This is a genomic window from Streptomyces plumbidurans (genome assembly GCF_019857225.1).
In the GTDB taxonomy this organism is placed as follows: domain Bacteria; phylum Actinomycetota; class Actinomycetes; order Streptomycetales; family Streptomycetaceae; genus Streptomyces; species Streptomyces plumbidurans.
Genome location: NZ_JAFJSY010000018.1, coordinates 47,057 through 66,582, shown reverse-complemented (window position 1 = coordinate 66,582; position 19,526 = coordinate 47,057). Strand labels below are relative to the sequence as shown.

Here is a 19,526-nt window from a genome sequence, read left to right as displayed (position 1 = left end):
AAGCGGTGCCGGGGCAGCTGTTTGCGGGCTTCTTCTCAGCGTTTGACCCGGGCCTCTTCTCAGCGTTTGACCGCGCACAGCAGGCCGTCGCCCACCGGCAGCAGCGAGGGCACCAGCTCGTGGCTCTCGCGCACCGTGCGCAGCAGCTCGCGCTGGCGCAGGACCTCCGTGGGCTGGGGTCCCGAGCCCACCGTGCGGCCGTTGGCGAAGACCCCTTCGAAGACGACGAGGCCCCCCGGGCGCAACAGGCGCAACGATTCAGCGAGGTACTCCATGACCTCCTGCCGGTCGCCGTCGCAGAAGACGAGGTCGTAGCCGGCGTCCGCGAGCCGGGGCAGTACGTCCAGGGCGCGGCCGGGGATGAAACGGGCGCGGTTGCTGGCGAATCCGCAGGCGCGGAAGGCCTGCCGGGCGAACTGCTGGTGCTCGGGTTCGGGGTCCACCGTGGTCAGTACGCCGTCCGGGCGCATGCCGTGCAGCAGATGGATACCGGAGACGCCGGTGCCGGTGCCGATCTCGGCGACCGCCTTGGCATCCACCGAGGCCGCCAGCAACCGCAGCGCGGAGCCCGTGCCGGACGACACCGAGCGCAGCCCTGCCTCACGGGCCCGGTCGCGGGCCCACAGCAGCACCTCGTCCTCGGCGACGTAGGCGTCGGCGAACGCCCAGCTCGTCTGCCGGTTGCCGGTAATGGCCCTCTCCTGTCCCCGTGGTTGCCTCGGCGTGACTGTATCCGTTGGGCCCGGGAACCCGCAGATGGGACCGGACGTTTAGAGGGGTGGGAACGACGGCGGGGGGACACGGTTGGATCACGATGTGGGGCAGGTGCCCGAGCAACTGCAGACGCAGGGGTCCGAGGGGTATCAGCCCAGATCAAATTCTCGTAAAACCGCTTATCCGGTCCTAACGGGCGAGGTGGCTATGGTAGGGGCTCCACTGGACACCACCAGAGTTGATAGGGGAGGTGCGGCCGCGCCCAACGGGGATCGGGGAGGAGCGCTCAGGCGCTTCCTCGGATCGGCGGGCAGGCCGAAATCCGTGAACGACACCGCTGCTGACCACAGCCACGCCGCTGACCAGGCCCAGACCGCGACTTTCTCCACCGACGCGGACGGGCAGGCGTGGACTCCGCCCACCTGGGAGGAGATCGTCAGCACCCACAGCGGCCGTGTGTACCGCCTGGCCTATCGCCTGACCGGTAACCAGCACGACGCCGAGGACCTCACACAGGAGGTCTTCGTCCGCGTCTTCCGCTCCCTGTCGACCTATACGCCCGGCACCTTCGAGGGCTGGCTGCACCGCATCACCACCAACCTCTTCCTGGACATGGTCCGCCGCAAGCAGCGCATCCGCTTCGACGCGCTGGGCGAGGACGCCGCCGAGCGGCTGCCCAGCCGCGAGCCGTCACCGCAGCAGGTCTTCAACGACGCGCACTTCGACGCGGACGTCCAGCAGGCCCTCGACACCCTCGCGCCCGAGTTCCGCGCCGCGGTCGTCCTGTGCGACATCGAAGGACTGTCGTACGAGGAGATCGCCGCGACCCTCGGCGTCAAGCTGGGCACGGTCCGCTCCCGGATCCACCGCGGCCGTTCGCAGCTGCGCAAGGCCCTTGCGCACCGTGCGCCGGCCCGGACCGAGCGCCGCTCCCTCGCGGCCCGTGTGCCCGCTCTGGGGGGAGGGGGCGCGACCGCGTGAGTGGATCCCGACCCACCCCCGCCGAGCGGCGGCTGGCCGAGCAGCACCTGGGAGACCGACTCTCCGCCCTGGTGGACGGAGAGCTCGGTCATGAGACGCGCGAGCGGGTCCTCGCCCATTTGGCCACCTGTGCCAAGTGCAAGGCGGAGGCCGACGCGCAGCGAGAGCTGAAGAACGTGTTCGCGGAGGTGGCTCCGCCGCCGCCCTCCGAAAGCTTCCTGGCACGGCTCCAGGGGCTCCCCGGGGGAGGTGACCCGGACGGCGGTGGCTCGCCGTTCGGTGGGGGAGGACTGTCCGGCGGATTCCCCGGGAGGCATGCCCTCACCGGAGTCTTCGGCGTGAAGCGCGACGAGTCCTTCGAGTTCGGCTACGTCCCCGCCTCGTCCTCGCACGCGCCGGTCCTGTCGCCGTCCGCGGACCGCGGCTTCCGTATCCATGACGTCAGCCGCCATGAGTCCGAGCGGTCGGCCTCGCGCGGGATGCGGTTCGCGTTCGCCGCCGCCGGTGCGGTCTCCATCGCCGCGATCGCGCTGGGCGGTGTCACGGCGGGCACGGCGACCGACACCGCGGACGCCCGCGGCGGTTCCGGAGCGGGCAGCAACGTGACCCCCGCGCGTACGCAGGGGACGGGTGCCGCCACGGCCCCCGACTCCCAGCGCCGCCGAGGCGTGGGCCCCCTGCTCGCCCAGGGCCGGCAGCAGCTGGGTGGCAACGCCCCGGTCGCCCCGACCACGGTGTCCGCGCCCCTACTCCACGGAGTGCCGAGCCCGGCCACCGCGGCGCAGGCCCGCCAGCAGAACATGCACACGCTGACCACCCCCGTGATGGCGGGCGCCGCAGCGATGTCCCCGTTGATACGCCCGCTCGACGCCACCCCTCCGTTCACCCTGACCTCGTGGTCCACAGCCCCCGAGGCCCCGTCCGTGGGCCTGCTCGCCGCGCCCGTCCCCGACCCGACCGCCGCATCCTCCTCACCCGGCTCCACCCGCTGACCGCCTCTGCGCCACGGCCGGTGAACCTGGTTGAATCCGGGGTGGGACCGCGCCCACGGCAGCACGCCGCGCGCGGAGTCGACAACTGAGGCCATCGCCGACGTGCCGTGCCGGGCCGTGGCGCGCCGTGGCCAGCTGTGGGGAGCGCATGAACGAGGGGAAGCCCACGAAGCCGAAGTGGTGGAACCGTCCACATCGGCCGGGCTCGGCGGGGGACGGGGACTATGAACTGGAGCGGCCCGTGAGCTCCGGTGAGGGCGACTCCGGTGAGCCCGGCTCCGACGGTGACTCCGACGGCGACTTCGAGCTGCGCAGCCCGCACGACGTCGCCGCTCCGGAGGTCTCCGAGGTGCCGGACCAGTCGGACCAGCCGGACCCGGACGGCAGCGAGGGCGACTTCGTGCTGGACCGCCCCGCGCCGGCGCCCGTGACGCACTCCGACGAGGCCCCCGCGCCGCAGTCCACCGCGGAGCGCCCCAAGCCCCTGCACGACCCCGACCCCTACAGCACCCCGCCGTACGGCGAGCCCGGCCCCTGGGCACCCGCCCCGCCCGTACAGCACCCGGCGACCACACCGCCCGACGGCACAGCGATACCGACGCAGCCACCGGCCCCGGCGTCGGCTCCGGTCCCGGCTCCGGTCCAGCAACAGGCGAACGCGCAGACGCAGACGCAGGCGCAGGCGCAGGCCATGCCGGCTCCAGCTCCAGCCCCAGCCCCTCAGGCCCCAGCCCCACAAGCCCCGGCCCCCGTGCCCGGCAGCCCCGCCACCACACCCCCAACCACCCCCTGGCAGAACTACGACCCCTGGTCCTCCACCCCGCTCCACACCCCCCTCCAGCAGAACGGCGCCGCGGTCGAGAGCAAGGACAAGCGGCGACGGTGGGTGCGGCGGGCCCTCGTCGGGGGAGCCGTGGCGCTGGCGCTGGTGTCCGGTGGGGCCGGCGGGATCATCGGCGCCCATCTGGAGCGCAACGGCGGCGTGGGAGCCGTAACGCTTCCGCAGGCCGGCAGGGAGCCGAAGGGACGGGCGCCGGACAGTGTCGCCGGGATCGCCGCGCGGGCCCTGCCCAGTGTGGTGACGCTGCATGTCAGCGGCGCGGAGGAGTCCGGCACCGGCACGGGCTTCGTCCTCGACGCCCAGGGCCACATCCTGACCAACAACCACGTCGTCGAACCGGCCGCCGACTCCACGGGCCGGATATCGGTGACCTTCAACAGCGGGGACACGGCGAAGGCGAGCGTCGTCGGCCGGGACAGCGGCTACGACCTCGCCGTGGTGAAGGTCGGCAATGTCCGCGGCCTCAAGCCGATGCCGCTCGGCAACTCCGACAACGTCCAGGTCGGCGACCCCGTCGTCGCCATCGGCGCCCCCTTCGACCTGGAGGGCACCGTCACCTCCGGCATCATCAGCGCCAAGGAACGGCCCATCACGGCCGGCGGCGACGGTGCCGACGGCAGCGACGTGTCGTACGTCGACGCCCTGCAGACCGACGCGCCGATCAACCCCGGCAACTCCGGCGGCCCCCTGCTCGACACGGCGGCCCGGGTCATCGGCATCAACTCCGCCATCCGTTCCGCCGACGACGGCTCGGACTCCGCCGGCGGACAGGCGGGCTCCATCGGGCTCGGCTTCGCCATCCCGGTCAACCAGGCCAAGCGCGTCGCCGAGGAACTGATCAACACCGGTAAGGCGACCCACCCGGTCATCGGCGTCACCCTCGACATGGACTACACCGGCGACGGCGCCCGTGTGGGCACCAAGGCCCAGGGCGGCGGCCCCGCGGTCGCCGTGGGCGGTCCCGGCGCGAAGGCCGGGCTCAAGTCGGGCGACGTCATCACCGCGGTGGACGGCCGGCGCGTGCACTCCGGCGAGGAACTGATCGTCAGGACCCGCGCCCACCGCCCAGGCGACCGTCTGGAGCTGACCGTCCGGCGCGACGGCAAGGAGCGGCGTATCTCACTCGTGCTCGGCTCCGCGGACGGAAGCTGAGGACCGTGGGCGCTCTCACAGGCAAACATCCACCAAAACCGCCCACGCGAGCGCACTCGGAACGCCCGGGACAGTACCGGTCGTACGGGGTGGGCGGGTACCGTGGATCCGGCCCGGACCACGGACGACGCGCACAGACCACCGAGGGCCGAGGACCGAGGGACTCGCGAGGAGCTTCAGGTGTTCAATGACATAGGACCGCTCGAGCTGGTGACGCTCGTTGTCCTTGCGGTGCTCGTCTTCGGTCCGGACAAGCTCCCGAAGGTCATCCAGGACGTGACGCGGACCATCCGCAAGATCCGGGAGTTCTCGGAGAGCGCCAAGGACGACATCCGGCAGGAGCTGGGCCCGGAGTTCAAGGACTTCGACTTCGAGGACCTCAACCCCAGGACGTTCATCCGCAAGCAGCTGGACAACGACGACCTGGGGCTCAAGGAGATCCGCAACGGCTTCGACCTGAAGAAGGAGATGGCCGAGGTCACGGACGCGGTGCACAGCCGCGAGAGCGATCCGCCGTCGTCCTCGTCCGGCTCGTCGTCCTCCGGCGGCCGCGTCGACATGACCAAGAAGCCGGAAGAGGACGACCGCCCGCCCTTCGACGCGGACGCCACCTGAGCGACATCACGTGAGCGACATCACCTGAGCCGATCCCACCCGAGTCGTACGTCCGCCTCGCCTCCGTGCGCCGGGCGTGACGCGTTTCATACGGCGGGAGGCTCAGGCACGGCCTGATCCCGCCCTCCATCGCGACCCACGCGCCGGGCGATTTCCCTGCCCTCCGGAGCGGGGTGGCTATGCTGCCGAGTTGTTGTGCGGGCCGCATGCGAAAAAGTAACGCCGCCCGATGGGGGGCGGGCCGCTGCGGTCCGACGAGAACGAGGAGGCGTCCGGGCACATGGAGACGACGAGTCAGGCAGTCGCGCAGGCGCCGGGCACGGAGGGCGGCGGACCGCTCCCCTCGGCCCGGCGCACGGTCGACGGCTACCTGCTGGCGCCCTTCCCGTGGTACGGCCTCGACGAGGCCTTCACGGGGCCGCGCTGGCTGATGCAGGTCGGGACGGCGGCCGACGGAGCCGTCGAGCACGGTTCCCTCGGGCACGGCGACGAGCCCTCCGTGAAGAACGAGTACGCGGTCGGCTCGAACGACGAGCCGCGGGAGAAGTTCGCGGTCGTGGTGACCGTCGCCGCGAGCCCCGTACGGCGCAGCGCCGACGGCACGGGGCTGCTGGAGGCCACGTCGGTCTCCTCGGCGGCCTGGCTGGCCGGTGTGGGGCTGCTGTCCTTCACCTGGCCCGGACAGATGGACCACTCCCTGCGCGACGACTGGCTGGAGCAGCAGACGGAGACCGCGTGGGCGCTGGCGGACGACCTGTCGGGCCCCGAGTGGTCGACGCTCTCCCTGCCCGTGGACGGCGTTCCCACGCCCTTCCACTACCGGGAGTCGGAGTTCGGCTGGGTGCTCGCCGGGTCCACCTCCGAGGGGGTCCACGTGGGCGCGTACGGCAGAGGCATGAGCGCGTACGGGCTGGGCTTCGCCATGATCAAGGAGATCAAGGCGTACGCGTAGACAAGCCACGGCACACGCATGACGAAGGGGCGCCGCGCGGATGCGGCGCCCCTTCTCTGCGGAGCTGCGTAATGCGTGCTGCGTGGTGTGTGGCGGGTCAGAACTTGTTCTTCGGCGTGATCCCCAGGGACAGGCCCGACAGGCCGCGCTGGCGTCCGCCGAGCTTGCCCGCGATGCCCCGCAGGGCCGCGCCCGCCGGGGAGTCCGGGTCGCTCAGCACGACCGGCTTGCCCTCGTCGCCGCCCTCGCGGAGGCGGACGTCGATCGGGATGGAGCCGAGGACGGGGACCGTCGTACCCGTCGTACGGGTCAGGCCGTCGGCGACGGACTGGCCGCCGCCGGTGCCGAAGACGTCGACCATCTCGCCGCAGTGCGGGCAGGGCAGGCCGGACATGTTCTCGACGACGCCCACGATCTTCTGGTGGGTCTGCACGGCGATGGACCCGGCCCGCTCGGCGACCTCGGCCGCCGCCTGCTGCGGGGTGGTGACGACCAGGATCTCGGCGTTCGGGACCAGCTGGGCGACGGAGATGGCGATGTCGCCGGTGCCGGGCGGCAGGTCGAGCAGCAGGACGTCCAGGTCGCCCCAGTACACGTCCGCCAGGAACTGCTGCAGGGCGCGGTGGAGCATCGGGCCGCGCCAGACCACCGGGGCGTTGCCCGGCGTGAACATGCCGATGGAGATGACCTTCACGCCGTTGGCCGAAGGCGGCATGATCATGTTCTCGACCTGCGTGGGACGGCCGTCGGCGCCCAGCATGCGCGGCACGGAGTGGCCGTAGATGTCGGCGTCGACGACACCGACCTTCAGACCGTCGGCCGCCATCGCCGCCGCCAGGTTCACCGTCACCGAGGACTTGCCGACGCCGCCCTTGCCGGACGCGACCGCGTAGACCCGGGTCAGCGAGCCGGGCTTGGCGAAGGGCACCTCGCGCTCGGTCTGGCCGCCGCGCAGGGCGGTTGCCAGCTCCTTGCGCTGCTCGTCGCTCATCACGTCGAGCGTGACGTCGACGCGGGTGACGCCCTCGACCGCCGAGACCGCGTCCGTCACGCGTTGCGTGATCGTCTCGCGCATCGGGCAGCCGGAGACCGTCAGGTACACGGTGACCGCGACCGTCCCGTCCGCGCCGATGTCCACCGACTTGACCATCCCCAGCTCGGTGATGGGCCGGTTGATCTCGGGGTCGTTCACCGTCGCCAGTGCCTCGCGCACCGCGTCTTCGCTAGCCATAGGGTCGATGGTACGGCGCCGGGCGGGGACCCCGGCATGCCCGTCACCGGTCGTCTACGTCACGTCCGCGGGACCGTTCTGCCGGGAATACGACATGCCCGTGGTGACCGTCCTGCCGCTCCTCCAGCTCCTTCACCAGATCCTGCAGCTCCGAGCGGATCCAGTCACGGGTGGCGACCTCGCCCAGGCCGATGCGCAGGGCGGCGATCTCGCGGGTCAGATACTCGGTGTCGGCGATGGAGCGCTCGTTCTGCTTGCGGTCCTGTTCGAGGTTGACCCGGTCGCGGTCGTCCTGCCGGTTCTGCGCGAGCAGGATCAGCGGGGCCGCGTAGGAGGCCTGCAGCGACAGCATCAGGGTCAGGAAGATGAACGGGTAGTTGTCGAAGCGCAGGACGCTCGGCGCGAAGACGTTCCACACCACCCACATCACGATGACGACCGTCATCCAGACAATGAACCGCCCCGTGCCGAGGAAGCGCGCGATGCGCTCCGACAGCCGCCCGAAGGCCTCCGGGTCCCACTCGGGGATGAGCCGGCGGCGCGGCGCCCGCGGCTGGTCGAGCCGGGCCCGCGGGCGCGTGGTGGCCGTCGCCCCCGCGGGCGTGCGCTCGCGCGTGCCCTCCCGCTCAGGCGTCATGAGCACCCACCCCCTCGCCCTCCTCCAGATGGAACTCCGTCTCCCGCCAGTCGTCGGGCAGCATGTGGTCCAGTACGTCGTCCACGGTCACCGCGCCCAGCAGCGCCCCGGCCTCGTCGACCACGGGCGCCGCCACCATGTCGTAGGCCGCGAAGAACCCGGCGACGACGGGCAGTGCGGAATCGGGGGACAGGGTCTGCAGGTCGTCGTCGATGATCGAGCTGACCAGGGTGTACGGCGGGTCGCGCAGCAGCCGCTGGAAGTGGACCGTGCCGAGGTACTTGCCGGTCGGCGTCTCGTCCGGCGGGCGGCACACGTAGACCTGGGCGGCCAGGGCGGGGGAGAGGTCGCGGTTGCGGACCCGGGCGAGCGCGTCGGCGACCGTGGCGTCCGGCCGCAGCACGATCGGCTCGGTGGTCATCAGACCGCCCGCCGTGTGCTCCTCGTACGCCATCAGACGCCGCATGTCGGCCGCGTCTGAGGGCTGCATCAGGCTCAGCAGCCGCTCCTTGTCCTCCTCGGGCAGTTCGGCGAGCAGGTCGGCCGCGTCGTCGGGGTCCATGGCCTCCAGGACGTCGGCGGCGCGCTCCTCCTTCAGCTTGCCGAGGATCTCGATCTGGTCGTCCTCGGGCAGCTCTTCGAGCACGTCGGCCAGGCGGTCGTCGTCCAGCGCCGCGGCGACCTCGGCACGGCGCTTGGCCGACAGATGGTGCAGCACGTTGGCGAGGTCCGCGGGGCGCAGCTGCTCGAAGGTGGCGAGCAGGCTCTCGGCGCCCTGTCCGTGCTCCTCCAGGGAGAAGCCGGTGACGGCCGACCACTCGACGGTCAGCTGCTCGCCCTTGGCGCGCCGGAAGGCGCCGCTGCGCCTGCCCTTGCGGACGAAGACGCGGTCGACCTCCCAGTCCCGGCGGGCGGGAAGCTGCTGCACCGACAGATCGAGGACGGTGACCTCCTCGCCGGTTTCGGTGAGCGTGACCCGGCGGTCCAGCAGCTCGCCGAAGACCAGGCGTTCGGTGGGGCGTTGCTCGAAGCGGCGGACGTTGAGCACGCCGGTGGCGATGACCTGGCCCGACTCGATGCTGGTGACCCGGGTCATCTGCAGGAAGATACGGCGGCGGGTGGGCAGTTCGACGACCAGCCCGAGCACGCGCGGTGGCCGCCGGCCGACGCGCAGCACGACGACCAGATCGCGCACGCGACCCACCTGATCACCGTTGGGATCGAAGACGGCGACACCGGCGAGGTGCGAGACGAAGATCCGGGGGGCGCCCGCTGCCATGGCCGCGCCTCCTTTCCTTGCGGGGTGTTTCGCAGTGCTTGTCGACGGGAGTGGTTCTTTTCCGAATTGCCCGCTCGGATGGGCTTCAGGCTAGCCCGTACCGATCGGGTCCGCCCTGACAGGGGGGCCGGACGGACTGCTTCCGCCGGGCCCTCGTACCCCCGGTACGCTGCGGTACGCCGCTCACCTCCCACGACGGAAAGGCAGCCCCCTCTGTGACTGCGATTGCCCAGGGCCGCACCCGCCGGCCCGCGCTGCTGGGAGCGATGTGCGCACTGGTCGTGACGGGGCTGCTGGCGGGCTGCAGTGACGACCCGGACGCGGGCACGAACGGGGTCGGCAAGCTGCCGGCCGACAAGATCCAGTCGAAGACCCGGGCGGCCGCCGAGTCCGCCGACGCGGTACGGCTCGCCGGGAACGTCGTCACCAACGGGCACACGTACAAACTCGACATGCGGCTGAAGTCGGAGGGCGCGAGCGGCTCGGTCACCTCGGACGGCGTGGCCTTCGGGCTGCTGCGGATCGGCGAGCAGCTGTACCTGAAGGCGAACGCGAGCTTCTGGAACCACGCGGACGGCGACAAGGACAAGGCGTCCGCGAGCAAGCTCGACGGCAAGTACGTCAAGGTGCCGCAGCGCGACCCCGCGTACAAGAAGTTCAGCGGTTTCACGGACATGGACGTCCTCCTCGACGGTCTGCTCAGCCTGCACGGCTCGCTCGCGACGGACGGCCATCACGAGCAGTCGGGCACCCGCACCATCCGCATCACCGGCGACAAGGGCTCCGGCGGCACCCTCGACGTCTCGCTGGAGGGCAAGCCGTACCCGCTCCGGCTGGAGCGGGCGGGCGGCGCGGGAACGATCGCCTTCTCGTCCTGGGGCGAGGACTTCGCCCTGAACGAGCCGAAGAAGAACGAGACGGTGGACTACGGCAAGCAGCTGCCGTCGTCCTGACGCCCCGCGGCTCGCTAGCGGCGTCGCTTCCTCTTCAGCAGCAGCCGGTGCAGCGCCGCGGGCATGGGCTGCCGGGTCGTGGCCGGTGTCGGCAGCGGCGCTTCGGCCAGGCTGCCGTCGGGCAACGGCGTCGTCGCCCCGGTCGGCTCCAGGCGCAGCACCCGGCACTCGCGCGCCCAGCGCCCGGTCATCGCCTCGCCGTCGGGAGCGTTGAGCCGCTTGCCCTTCAGCTCGGCGACCGCGGCCGCCCACTCCTCGGACTCCGGTGCCAGCTCGACCACCTTGGCGTGCCAGGACACCAGCCGGCCGCCCTTGTCCTTGCTGCGGACCGTCACCTCGGCCGCGCCGCCGTCGGTCAGCCCCGGCAGCGGCTGCTCGCCCGGCCCGTCGCCGATCACGCAGGCGGCGCCCTCGTGCCACACGTGCCACAGCGCGCGGGCCGGGACACCGGGAGAAGCGACCCACACGAGGCCGGACTTCTTGGTGGCCTCCTCGACGAGGGCCTGGTCGAGCAGCTCGCTTGTCATGGGCCCAGCCTATCCAGGCACCCTCACAGCCAGCCGTTGCGCTTCAGCGTGCGGTGGATGCCCAGACAGATGCAGACCGTGATGCTCATGACCACCGGGTAGCCGTACTTCGCGTGCAGCTCCGGCATGTACTCGAAGTTCATGCCGTAGACCCCGCACACCATGGTCGGTACGGCGATGATCGCGGCCCAGGACGTGATCTTCCGCATGTCCTCGTTCTGCGCCACGGACGCCTGCGCGAGGTTGGCCTGGAGGATGGAGTTGAGCAACTCGTCGAAGCCGACGACCTGCTCCTGCACGCGGACGAGGTGGTCGGCGACGTCCCGGAAGTACTTCTGGATGTCGGGGTCGATCAGCCGCATCGGCCGCTCGCTCAGCAGCTGCATGGGGCGCTGCAGCGGCGCGACGGCCCGCTTGAACTCCAGCACCTCGCGCTTGAGCTGGTAGATGCGTGCCGAGTCCACACCGCGCGAGACACCACCGCGACGCCCCGGCGAGAACACCTCGGTCTCCACGTCGTCGATGTCGTCCTGCACGGCGTCGGCGACCGCCACATAGCCGTCCACGACATGGTCGGCGATCGAGTGCAGCACCGCCGAAGGACCCTTGGCGAGCAGGTCCGGGTCGTCCTGCAGCCGGTGCCGCAGGGCGCGCAGCGAGCCCTGGCCGCCGTGCCGGACGGTGATGAAGAAGTCCCGTCCGGTGAAGCACATGACCTCGCCGGTCTCGACGACCTCGCTGTTGGCGGTCAGCCGGTCGTGCTCGACGTAGTGGATGGTCTTGAAGACGGTGAACAGGGTGTCGTCGTAAGGCTCAAGCTTGGGCCGCTGGTGGGCCTGGACGGCGTCCTCCACGGCGAGCGGGTGCAGCCCGAACTCGGCGGCGATACCGGAGAATTCGGCCTCCGTCGGCTCGTGCAGGCCGATCCACACGAAGCCCCCGTCACGGCGCACCAGGCGCATCGCCTCGTGCGGGGGCAGGGGCCTGCCGCTGTCGACGCGGGCGCCGTCGCGGTAGACGGCGCAGTCGACGACGGCCGAGGGAGTCGAGGGGTCGCGAGTCGTGTCGTACGGCCCGGTCTCCTTGCGCAGGGAGATGCGGGACGGCCGGACCGCGGCGCGGAGGTCACGGATCATCGACATGGCTGGCTCCTTCGTGTCAGGCGACGAAAGACGCCTACGACGGCTGGAACTGCCCGGAATGGGGACGTCCTGCTTCAGGTGTTTGGCACGTCCACAAAGCGGGGAGCACCGCACCGTCGCGGTGGCGGACTTCGCTGCTGAGTCAGATCAGACAGATCAGGCAAAAGGAAACGAAGTGCTCTTCCGCGGGAAGACATGAGCGTGAAAGGCGGCGGTCAGCCAGAGCCGGATCAGCTGTATCAGCGGCAGGAAGAGCGAGTGGTACTGCACGGGTGACTTCGATCCATGACAGCCCCACCTCCTCCGGCCGGTCCCTCGTAAGGGAGTCTCTACGGCGTCGGGACCCGATCGCGACGCTTCAGCGTGCTGCCCCGAACGACCCGGTCAAGACTATCAGCCGACCAAAGTGTCAAGGCGCAGCTTTGCCCGGTACTGACGAGTTCTATGCTCGCCGCATGGTTGATGTTCTTCCTCTGGTCGAGGCCAGGTTGCGCACCGCGCTGGGCGAACCGGACGCCCGGGCGGCGGTCACGTTCGTCGGCGCGGACCGTGTCGAGGTGCTGAGGTTCCACGAGGACGACATCGTCCGCTACGCCACGCTCGGCATGTCGGCGCAGCCGATGAGCGACCCCACGGCGATGCTCGCCGATCCGGTCGAGGGCCCGCGGGCCGAGCTGATCCTCTCGGTGCGCGGCGGTCTCGCCGACACCGACAAGGCCTTGCGCCCGCTCGCCGTGCTCGCCGCGTCCCCGCAGGTGGAGGGCGTGGTCGTGGCGCCGGGCGCCTCCCTCGACGTCGGCGGGCCGCTGTGGCCCGGCGCCCCGTTCAGCTCCGTTCTGGTCGCCGAGCCCGGCGGCCTGGTCGAGGACCTCGACCTGGACGAGCCGCTCGACCCGGTCCGCTTCCTGCCCCTGCTCCCGATGACCCCGAACGAGGCCGCCTGGAAGCGCGTGCACGGCGCCCAGGCGCTCCAGGAGCGCTGGCTGACACACGGGACGGACCTCCGGGATCCGGCCCGCAGATCCGTCCCGCTGGACTGACCCGCGAGTGAGCAAGCTCACCAACAGGCGTCCGGAAAGCGTCAGTTGGTCGTCAGCCGGCCGTCAGTTGGCAAACACGGCGACGCTGTCCTGAGCCGCGTGCCGAGGCTCCAGCTCCTCCGCCTCGTGCGTGAGCGCCTTGCGTCGTACGAGCACCACGGCGGCGCCCAGCACGGCGGTGACCGCCGCGACCACGAACGGGATGTGGATGTCGGTCCACTCCTCGATCCTCGGCGCGAAGAACGGCGCCGCCGCGGCCGCGAACCAGCGCACGAAGTTGTAGCCCGCGCTCGCCACGGGCCGCGGCGCGTCCGAGACGCCGAGGGCCAGCTCCGTGTACACGGTGTTGTTCACGCCGATGAACGCGCCGGACAGGATCGTGCAGACGACGGCGGCGGTGTGGTCGCCGTAGCCGAGCACGAGGACGTCGGCGGCCAGCAGCACCAGCGAGCCGCCGAGCACCTTCAGCGAACCGAGGCGCTTCTGCAGCCGCGGGGCCACCAGTACGGAGAAGACGGCGAGCAGCACGCCCCAGCCGAAGAACACGGCACCCGACCGGTACGGAGTCATGTTCAGCACGAACGGCGTGAAGGCCAGCACGGTGAAGAACGTGTAGTTGTAGAAGAACGCCGAGGCCGCCGCGGAGGCGAGGCCGCTGTGGCCGAGCGCCCTGATCGGGTCCAGCAGCGAGGTCTTGCGGGCCGGCTTCGGCTGCTCCTTCAGGAACACCGTGATGCACAGGAAGCCGATCGCCATCAGGAACGCGGTGCCGAAGAAGGGGTAGCGCCAGCTCTGGTTGCCCAGCAGCGCGCCGAGCAGCGGGCCGCACGCCATGCCGAGGCCGAGCGCGGACTCGTACAGCAGGATCGCGGCGGCGCTTCCGCCCGCCGCCGCGCCGACGATGACCGCGAGCGCCGTGGAGACGAAGAGGGCGTTGCCCAGGCCCCAGCCCGCGCGGAATCCGACGAGTTCGGCGACCGAGCCCGAGGTGCCCGCGAGCCCGGCGAAGACGACCACGAACGCGAGCCCGAGCAGCAGGGTCTTGCGGCCGCCGATACGGCTGGAGACGAAGCCGGTGACCAGCATGGCCACGGCGGTGATCAGGAAGTACGAGGTGAAGAGCAGGGAGACCTGACCGGGCGTGGCGTCCAGGCCCTTGGCGATGGACGGCAGGATCGGGTCGACGAGTCCGATGCCCATGAAGGCGACGACGGACGCGCCGGCCGTGGCCCACACGGCCCTCGGCTGCCGCAGGATGCCGCCCGCTCCGGCGTCGAAGGGGTCGTCCATGCTTCCTCAGCTCCGTTCGAAAGGGATGATGCGAATAGTTGGTGTATGCACATAGTAAGTTAGCCTCGCTAATTAATGCAAATTACATCTACCTCTGGATGGGCGGGGCCGGTCAGTGGTCCGGCGCGTGGGCCGGTGAAGGGTTCCGTCCGGACGGGTGATCGTCCTTGACGTGGGGGAGTCGGGGTAGGACCGTGGGGGCCTATGAGGGGCGAACCCAGTTGCCCGAAGTGTGGTGGCCGGGTCAGGGCTCCCGGACTCTTCGCCGATTCCTGGCAGTGCGATGTGCACGGCACCGTGCATCCGCTGCAGCCCGTGATCCCGCCCAGCGTCGAGGCCCTCAGCGTGGTGGTGCATCGCACGCAGGTACCGGTGTGGATGCCGTGGCCCCTGCCGGTCGGCTGGTTGTTCACCGGAGTGGCCTGCGCGGGCGACGACCGCCACGGCGGCCGGGCTACCGCGGTGGCCTGCTCGGGACCGGGACCGCTCGGCGGCATAGGAGAGCTGATCCTGGTCGCCGAAGAACTCGGCGTCGGGCTCGGCGCGCGGTACGCGGGCATCGACGGCCCGGACCCGGGGCCGTACATGAACGTCGAGAAGCCGCCGCAGGCCAAGGTGTTGGCGGGTGGGAGGCCCACCCCGCTCTGGCATGTGGTCGGCAGCCCCGACGACCGTGCCGTGTTCGCGGGGGAGGCGCGGGGGTTGTGGTTGTGGGCGGTGGTGTGGCCCGAGCAGTCGGGGCTGTTGATGTACGACGAGCTGGTGCTGACGGATCTGCGGGATGCGGGGGCTGAGGTGGATCTTGTGCCCTGTGGGGCGTTGTCGCCTCGGTTGCTCGAGCCGTAGCGCCCTCGGGGGGTGGGGGTTCTTGTGCGGGGGCGGGTGCGGGGCGGCGGTGGCTGGTCGCGCAGTTCCTCGCGCCCCTGGGCCGGGTGCTGTAGGGGGTGCTTGGGCGGTGCGGGTGTGACCGGGGGTGCCGAAAGTCTGGTTATCCTTGAGCGTCCTCGTCCGTCCCTTCATCGCCTGGAGTTCGCGTAGTGCGTATTGATCTGCACGCCCACTCCACTGCGTCCGACGGTACGGACACGCCTGCTGAGCTGGTGCGGAATGCTGCCGCTGCCGGGCTGGACGTCGTCGCGCTGACCGATCACGACACCACTCGTGGATACGCCGAGGCGATCGCCGCGCTGCCCGAGGGGCTCACGCTTGTCACCGGTGCCGAGCTGTCGTGCCGTATCGGCGGCGTCTCCATGCACCTGCTCGCCTACCTCTTCGACCCCGAGGAGCCGGCGCTGCTCGCCGAGCGGGAGCTGGTGCGCGACGACCGGGTGCCGCGGGCCCAGGGCATGGTCGCCAAGCTGAACGCGCTGGACGTACCGGTCACCTGGGAGCAGGTGCGGCGGATCGCCGGGGAGGGTTCCGTCGGGCGACCGCACGTCGCGACCGCGCTCGTCGAGCTCGGCGTCGTGGCGAGCGTGAACGACGCCTTCACCCAGGACTGGCTGGCCGACGGGGGCCGTGCCTACGTCGAGAAGCACGAGACGGATCCCTTCGAGGCGATCCGGCTGGTGAAGGCCGCGGGCGGGGTCACCGTGTTCGCGCACCCGGCCGCCGCCAAGCGCGGCCGTACGGTGCCGGAGTCCGCGATCGCCGAGATGGCCGCCGCGGGGCTCGACGGCATCGAGGTCGACCACATGGACCACGACGAGGACACCCGGGCACGGCTGCGCGGGCTCGCGAAGGACCTGGGGCTGCTGACGACCGGGTCCAGCGACTACCACGGCAGCCGCAAGACGTGCGTACTCGGCGAGTACGTCACGGACCCCGAGGTCTACGGGGAGATCACGCGACGGGCGACGGGCGCCTTTCCGGTGCCGGGGACCGGCGGGGCCTGAGTCGTCCTCCCGCTCCGTCCACGTCCGCCCTCCTCCGCAAGGCCTGTAGCTCACCCATGTTCGACCTCGCCGTCTTCGGCTCTCTCTTCCTGACCCTTTTCGTCATCATGGATCCCCCCGGGATCACCCCGATCTTCCTCGCGCTGACCGCCGGACGCCCCGGCAAGGTGCAGCGGCGGATGGCCTTCCAGGCCGTCTGTGTGGCCGGTGGCGTGATCACCGTCTTCGGGCTGCTCGGGCACCAGATCCTGGACTATCTGCATGTCTCGGTGCCCGCCCTGATGATCGCGGGCGGACTGCTGCTCCTGCTCATCGCGCTCGACCTGCTGACCGGCAAGAACGACGAGCCGAAGCAGACCAAGGACGTCAATGTGGCGCTCGTACCGCTGGGCATGCCGCTGCTGGCCGGTCCGGGCGCGATCGTCTCCGTGATCCTCGCCGTGCAGAAGGCCGGCTCCTTCGCCGCGCAGACGTCGGTGTGGGCGGCGATCCTGGCCATCCATGTGGTGCTGTGGCTGGTGATGCGGTACTCGCTGCTGATCATCCGGATCATCAAGGACGGCGGCGTGGTCCTGGTGACCCGGCTCGCGGGCATGATGCTCTCCGCGATCGCCGTGCAGCAGATCATCAACGGTGTCACGCAGGTGATCAAGGGCGCCTAGGGAGCGGGTGGGGGAGCCCGTCCGAAACGCGGAGCCCCCGCGCGGCGTACGTGCCGTGCGGGGGCTCTGAAAGCAACTGCGGTGATCCGCGTCAGTAAGACAACTGCGGTGGTCCGCGTCGGTTATGCGGCCGAGTCTTCGGCCGGCCGGATCCAGAGTCGCTGTCCGATGGCGGCGGCCTGCTGGACGATCCGGTTGACGGAGGCGGCGTCCACGACGGTGCTGTCCACGGTCGTGCCGTTGACCTCGTCGAGTCGCATGATTTCGAAGCGCATGCCTCTCCCTTCGTCGCGCTGTGTATCTGACGTGGTCAACGATCTGTGCGGGACAAACATTCCCTACGCTAAATAAATTTTTCGAACGACTAACTACTGACCGGTATTGCACATTCACGAGACTGACCGGGACCGGTTGTGTTCGCAGCGTGACCGCCGGGACAATGGAGGCGATGAACGAAGACCTCGTGGCCCTCAACGCCCGCATCGATCGCACGAACGAGCTGCTGCAGCGCATGCTCGCCGAGGTGGCGAAGACGCCCTCGACGCATGCGATCTTCGTCGACGCGGGCTACCTCTACGCGGCCGCGGGACGTCTCGTCGCCGGCACGGAGGACCGCCGGGCGTTCGACCTCGACGCCGAGGGTCTGATCGAGGCGCTGATCGACAAGGCCCGCACCATCTTCGCGGACAGCCGGCTGCTGCGCGTGTACTGGTACGACGGCGCACGGCGCCGCATCCACACCTCCGAGCAGCAGTCGATCGCCGAACTGCCGGACGTGAAGGTCCGGTTGGGCAATCTCAACGCCAACAACCAGCAGAAGGGCGTCGATTCACTGATCAGATCGGACCTGGAGTCACTGGCCAGACACCGGGCCATCAGCGACGCGGCACTGCTGGGCGGCGACGAGGACCTGGTGTCGGCCGTGGAGGCGGCACAGGGGTACGGCGCGCGCGTCCACCTGTGGGGCATCGAGGCCCCCGAGGGACGCAACCAGGCCGAACCCCTGCTCTGGGAGGTCGACAGCCAGCGCACCCTCGACCTCGACTTCTTCAAGCCGTACGTCGCCCGGCGCACGGCCGCCGCCTACGAGGCCACCGCCGCCCGGCCCGCCCGCGAGGACGTCCGTTTCGTGGGCGCGCAGATCGCGGCGAAATGGCTGGCGGCGCGAGGCCGGGAGGCGCTGGCGGAGCTGCTCCCCGGCCACCCCTACCTGCCCGGCTCGGTCGACCAGGACCTGCTGGTGGAGGCGGAGAGCCTGCTGCAGTACTCCCTGCGTGGCCAGGCGGACCTGCGGCGGGCGCTGCGGGACGGGTTCTGGGAGCATCTGCAGGGGCAGTACTAGCGGGAGGTCGGCTGCCGCCGGGGGGCGAGTGGGGCGGGGGGCTGGCCAGCGACGGCGAGTACTGGCCAGGCGGACTGGCCGACGGCGGCGAGCACTGGCCGGGCCGGCCGCTAGTTGGACCGGTCGCCGGGGCAGGCCGCAGGCGAACCGGCCGCCGGGGGGAGGCACTAGGCGAACCGGCCGCCGGGGGCAGGCACTAGGCGAACCGGCGGCTATGTGGACCGGCCGTCGGAGGTGATGCGGTCCCAGAAGTCGGCGAAGGCGCGGGCCGTGGCCTGGGGCTGGTCCGTGTTCGGGGAGTGCTCGGCGTCCTGCACGACCGTGCGGTGCGCGCGCAGGCGTAGCGCCATGTCGTCGAGCAGGGGCACCGGCCAGGTGTCGTCGCGGGAGCCCGACAGGACGTGGAACGGCAGCCCGGTGGCGGCCAGTTCGGCCACGCGGTCCGGTTCCGTGCACAACTGGCGCCCGGTGGCGATGAGCTGGGCCGGCTTGTTGCCCAGCCAGCGGCGGCGCAGGTCCTCCTGGTCGGCGAGCCCCGCGTCCAGCTCACCGGTCTCGGTCTCCTCGGGCGGTTCCATGGCCTGGATCGCCTCCCAGACCTCGGCCATGTTCATCACCGCGAGCGCGTCTTGCAGCAGCTTGACGCGCTGCTGCTGGGAGACGGAGATCTGGGCGGGTCCCGAGGACATGAGGGTGAGGGACAGGAAGGGGGAGCGGTCCAGCAGGACCGCGGCCCGCGCGATCTGCCCGCCGAGGGAGTGACCCAGCAGATGCACCGGGGCGCCGACAGCGGCGGCCTGAGCAAGCACATCCCGAGCCAACTCGCCCTGCGCGTAAGCCGATTCGTCGTGCTCCGGGCCGTCGGACTCGTACTGCCCCCGCCCATCCACCGCGACGGTCCGGTACCCACGCTCACCGAGCGCCTCATGCAGCGGATTGAAGTCCTCCTTGCTACCCGTGAACCCGGGCAGCAACAACGCGGTTCCCTTGAGCGCAACGCCCTCCGCCTGGGGGGAGTCGACGACGGCAAACTCTCCACGAGAGGTGCGCAGCGCGTACGCACGAGCGCCGGGGGGCGGGGTGAAGGTCGGGGGCCTGCTCATGGGGTGAGGGTATCTGGGGCGGGTGTCAGGGAGGGGCGGGCGGGGGTTCTGTCGGGCTCCGATGCCGACGATCTGGCCCACACGGCGTGGGCAGTGTGGGGTTCCGGCAGGCTCCGATGCTGATGGTCCAGCGCACGCGAGGGGGCAGAGGGGCGGCACGGGCGGGGTCCCCGCGGGC

At 70.8% G+C, this 19,526-nt stretch carries 20 protein-coding genes; 11 read left to right on the top strand and 9 right to left on the bottom strand.

Annotated elements, in window-relative coordinates:
* Positions 1-59 precede the first annotated feature (59 nt).
* Positions 60-692 carry an O-methyltransferase gene (locus JYK17_RS15040; RefSeq protein WP_108013978.1) on the bottom strand — a complete coding sequence of 211 codons (633 nt, stop codon included), beginning with the start codon at positions 690-692 and terminating at the stop codon, positions 60-62.
* Positions 693-921: 229 nt separating this feature from the next.
* Between JYK17_RS15040 and sigE the strand changes: the two genes are divergently transcribed.
* The 5 genes from sigE (at position 922) to JYK17_RS15015 (ending at position 6,247) form a co-directional block, all read left to right on the top strand.
* Positions 922-1,695, top strand: a complete 774-nt coding sequence (gene sigE, locus JYK17_RS15035; RefSeq protein WP_181362548.1) for an RNA polymerase sigma factor SigE — start codon at positions 922-924, stop codon at positions 1,693-1,695.
* Positions 1,692-2,687: an anti-sigma factor family protein gene (locus JYK17_RS15030; protein ID WP_222810540.1), complete on the top strand. Its 996-nt coding sequence runs from the start codon at positions 1,692-1,694 to the stop codon at positions 2,685-2,687. The genes sigE and JYK17_RS15030 overlap by 4 nt, the downstream gene beginning before the upstream one ends.
* Positions 2,688-2,835: 148 nt before the next feature.
* Positions 2,836-4,680, top strand: a complete 1,845-nt coding sequence (locus tag JYK17_RS15025) for a S1C family serine protease (RefSeq protein ID WP_222810539.1) — start codon at positions 2,836-2,838, stop codon at positions 4,678-4,680.
* A gap of 180 nt (positions 4,681-4,860) precedes the next feature.
* Positions 4,861-5,295 carry a sec-independent translocase gene (locus tag JYK17_RS15020; protein ID WP_108013981.1) on the top strand — a complete coding sequence of 145 codons (435 nt, stop codon included), beginning with the start codon at positions 4,861-4,863 and terminating at the stop codon, positions 5,293-5,295.
* Between the two features lie 280 nt (positions 5,296-5,575).
* Positions 5,576-6,247 (top strand): hypothetical protein, encoded by a 672-nt coding sequence (locus tag JYK17_RS15015; protein ID WP_234548136.1) that lies wholly within the window; start codon positions 5,576-5,578, stop codon positions 6,245-6,247.
* Positions 6,248-6,344: 97 nt separating this feature from the next.
* On the opposite strand, the gene JYK17_RS15010 is transcribed toward JYK17_RS15015, so the two are convergent.
* Genes JYK17_RS15010 through JYK17_RS15000 form a run of 3 tightly spaced genes read right to left on the bottom strand, consistent with a single transcriptional unit; the run spans position 6,345 to position 9,394 of the window.
* Positions 6,345-7,478 (bottom strand): Mrp/NBP35 family ATP-binding protein, encoded by a 1,134-nt coding sequence (locus JYK17_RS15010; protein WP_108013983.1) that lies wholly within the window; start codon positions 7,476-7,478, stop codon positions 6,345-6,347.
* Between the two features lie 43 nt (positions 7,479-7,521).
* Positions 7,522-8,115, bottom strand: coding sequence for a DUF1003 domain-containing protein (locus JYK17_RS15005; protein WP_108013984.1), 594 nt, complete (start codon positions 8,113-8,115; stop codon positions 7,522-7,524).
* A complete protein-coding gene (locus JYK17_RS15000; RefSeq protein ID WP_108013985.1) occupies positions 8,105-9,394 on the bottom strand; it encodes a magnesium transporter MgtE N-terminal domain-containing protein in 1,290 nt (429 codons plus the stop codon). Before JYK17_RS15000 ends, JYK17_RS15005 begins: the two co-directional genes overlap by 11 nt.
* 215 nt (positions 9,395-9,609) lie before the next feature.
* Between JYK17_RS15000 and JYK17_RS14995 the strand changes: the two genes are divergently transcribed.
* Positions 9,610-10,347 carry a hypothetical protein gene (locus JYK17_RS14995; RefSeq protein ID WP_108013986.1) on the top strand — a complete coding sequence of 246 codons (738 nt, stop codon included), beginning with the start codon at positions 9,610-9,612 and terminating at the stop codon, positions 10,345-10,347.
* A gap of 14 nt (positions 10,348-10,361) precedes the next feature.
* Here the strand turns inward: JYK17_RS14995 and JYK17_RS14990 are convergent, their stop codons facing one another.
* Both JYK17_RS14990 and JYK17_RS14985 read right to left on the bottom strand, forming a co-directional pair.
* A complete protein-coding gene (locus JYK17_RS14990) occupies positions 10,362-10,874 on the bottom strand; it encodes a hypothetical protein (protein ID WP_108013987.1) in 513 nt (170 codons plus the stop codon).
* A 23-nt stretch (positions 10,875-10,897) separates the two neighbouring features.
* Positions 10,898-12,016 (bottom strand): magnesium and cobalt transport protein CorA, encoded by a 1,119-nt coding sequence (locus JYK17_RS14985; RefSeq protein ID WP_108013988.1) that lies wholly within the window; start codon positions 12,014-12,016, stop codon positions 10,898-10,900.
* Positions 12,017-12,471: 455 nt separating this feature from the next.
* On the opposite strand from JYK17_RS14985, the gene JYK17_RS14980 reads away from it, so the two are divergent.
* The gene (locus JYK17_RS14980; protein ID WP_108013989.1) at positions 12,472-13,056 is read left to right on the top strand and encodes a suppressor of fused domain protein; all 585 of its coding nucleotides are present in this window, start codon (positions 12,472-12,474) and stop codon (positions 13,054-13,056) included.
* Positions 13,057-13,119: 63 nt separating this feature from the next.
* On the opposite strand, the gene JYK17_RS14975 is transcribed toward JYK17_RS14980, so the two are convergent.
* On the bottom strand, positions 13,120-14,346 hold the full coding sequence (locus tag JYK17_RS14975) for an MFS transporter (protein ID WP_222810538.1): 1,227 nt from the start codon (positions 14,344-14,346) through the stop codon (positions 13,120-13,122).
* A 204-nt stretch (positions 14,347-14,550) separates the two neighbouring features.
* Between JYK17_RS14975 and JYK17_RS14970 the strand changes: the two genes are divergently transcribed.
* From JYK17_RS14970 to JYK17_RS14960, 3 genes are all read left to right on the top strand, one after another.
* Positions 14,551-15,192: a DUF6758 family protein gene (locus tag JYK17_RS14970; RefSeq protein WP_128801978.1), complete on the top strand. Its 642-nt coding sequence runs from the start codon at positions 14,551-14,553 to the stop codon at positions 15,190-15,192.
* A gap of 191 nt (positions 15,193-15,383) precedes the next feature.
* Complete coding sequence (locus JYK17_RS14965) at positions 15,384-16,241, top strand: PHP domain-containing protein (RefSeq protein WP_128801977.1); 858 nt, start codon at positions 15,384-15,386, stop codon at positions 16,239-16,241.
* 56 nt (positions 16,242-16,297) lie between these two features.
* Positions 16,298-16,903, top strand: coding sequence for a MarC family protein (locus tag JYK17_RS14960; RefSeq protein ID WP_108013993.1), 606 nt, complete (start codon positions 16,298-16,300; stop codon positions 16,901-16,903).
* A gap of 122 nt (positions 16,904-17,025) precedes the next feature.
* On the opposite strand, the gene JYK17_RS14955 is transcribed toward JYK17_RS14960, so the two are convergent.
* Positions 17,026-17,178: a DUF8834 family protein gene (locus tag JYK17_RS14955; protein ID WP_016437842.1), complete on the bottom strand. Its 153-nt coding sequence runs from the start codon at positions 17,176-17,178 to the stop codon at positions 17,026-17,028.
* 173 nt (positions 17,179-17,351) lie between these two features.
* On the opposite strand from JYK17_RS14955, the gene JYK17_RS14950 reads away from it, so the two are divergent.
* The gene (locus tag JYK17_RS14950) at positions 17,352-18,245 is read left to right on the top strand and encodes an NYN domain-containing protein (RefSeq protein WP_164932167.1); all 894 of its coding nucleotides are present in this window, start codon (positions 17,352-17,354) and stop codon (positions 18,243-18,245) included.
* 212 nt (positions 18,246-18,457) lie between these two features.
* Here JYK17_RS14950 and JYK17_RS14945 read toward each other — a convergent pair whose 3' ends face one another.
* On the bottom strand, positions 18,458-19,348 hold the full coding sequence (locus JYK17_RS14945; RefSeq protein WP_222810537.1) for an alpha/beta fold hydrolase: 891 nt from the start codon (positions 19,346-19,348) through the stop codon (positions 18,458-18,460).
* Positions 19,349-19,526 lie beyond the last annotated feature (178 nt).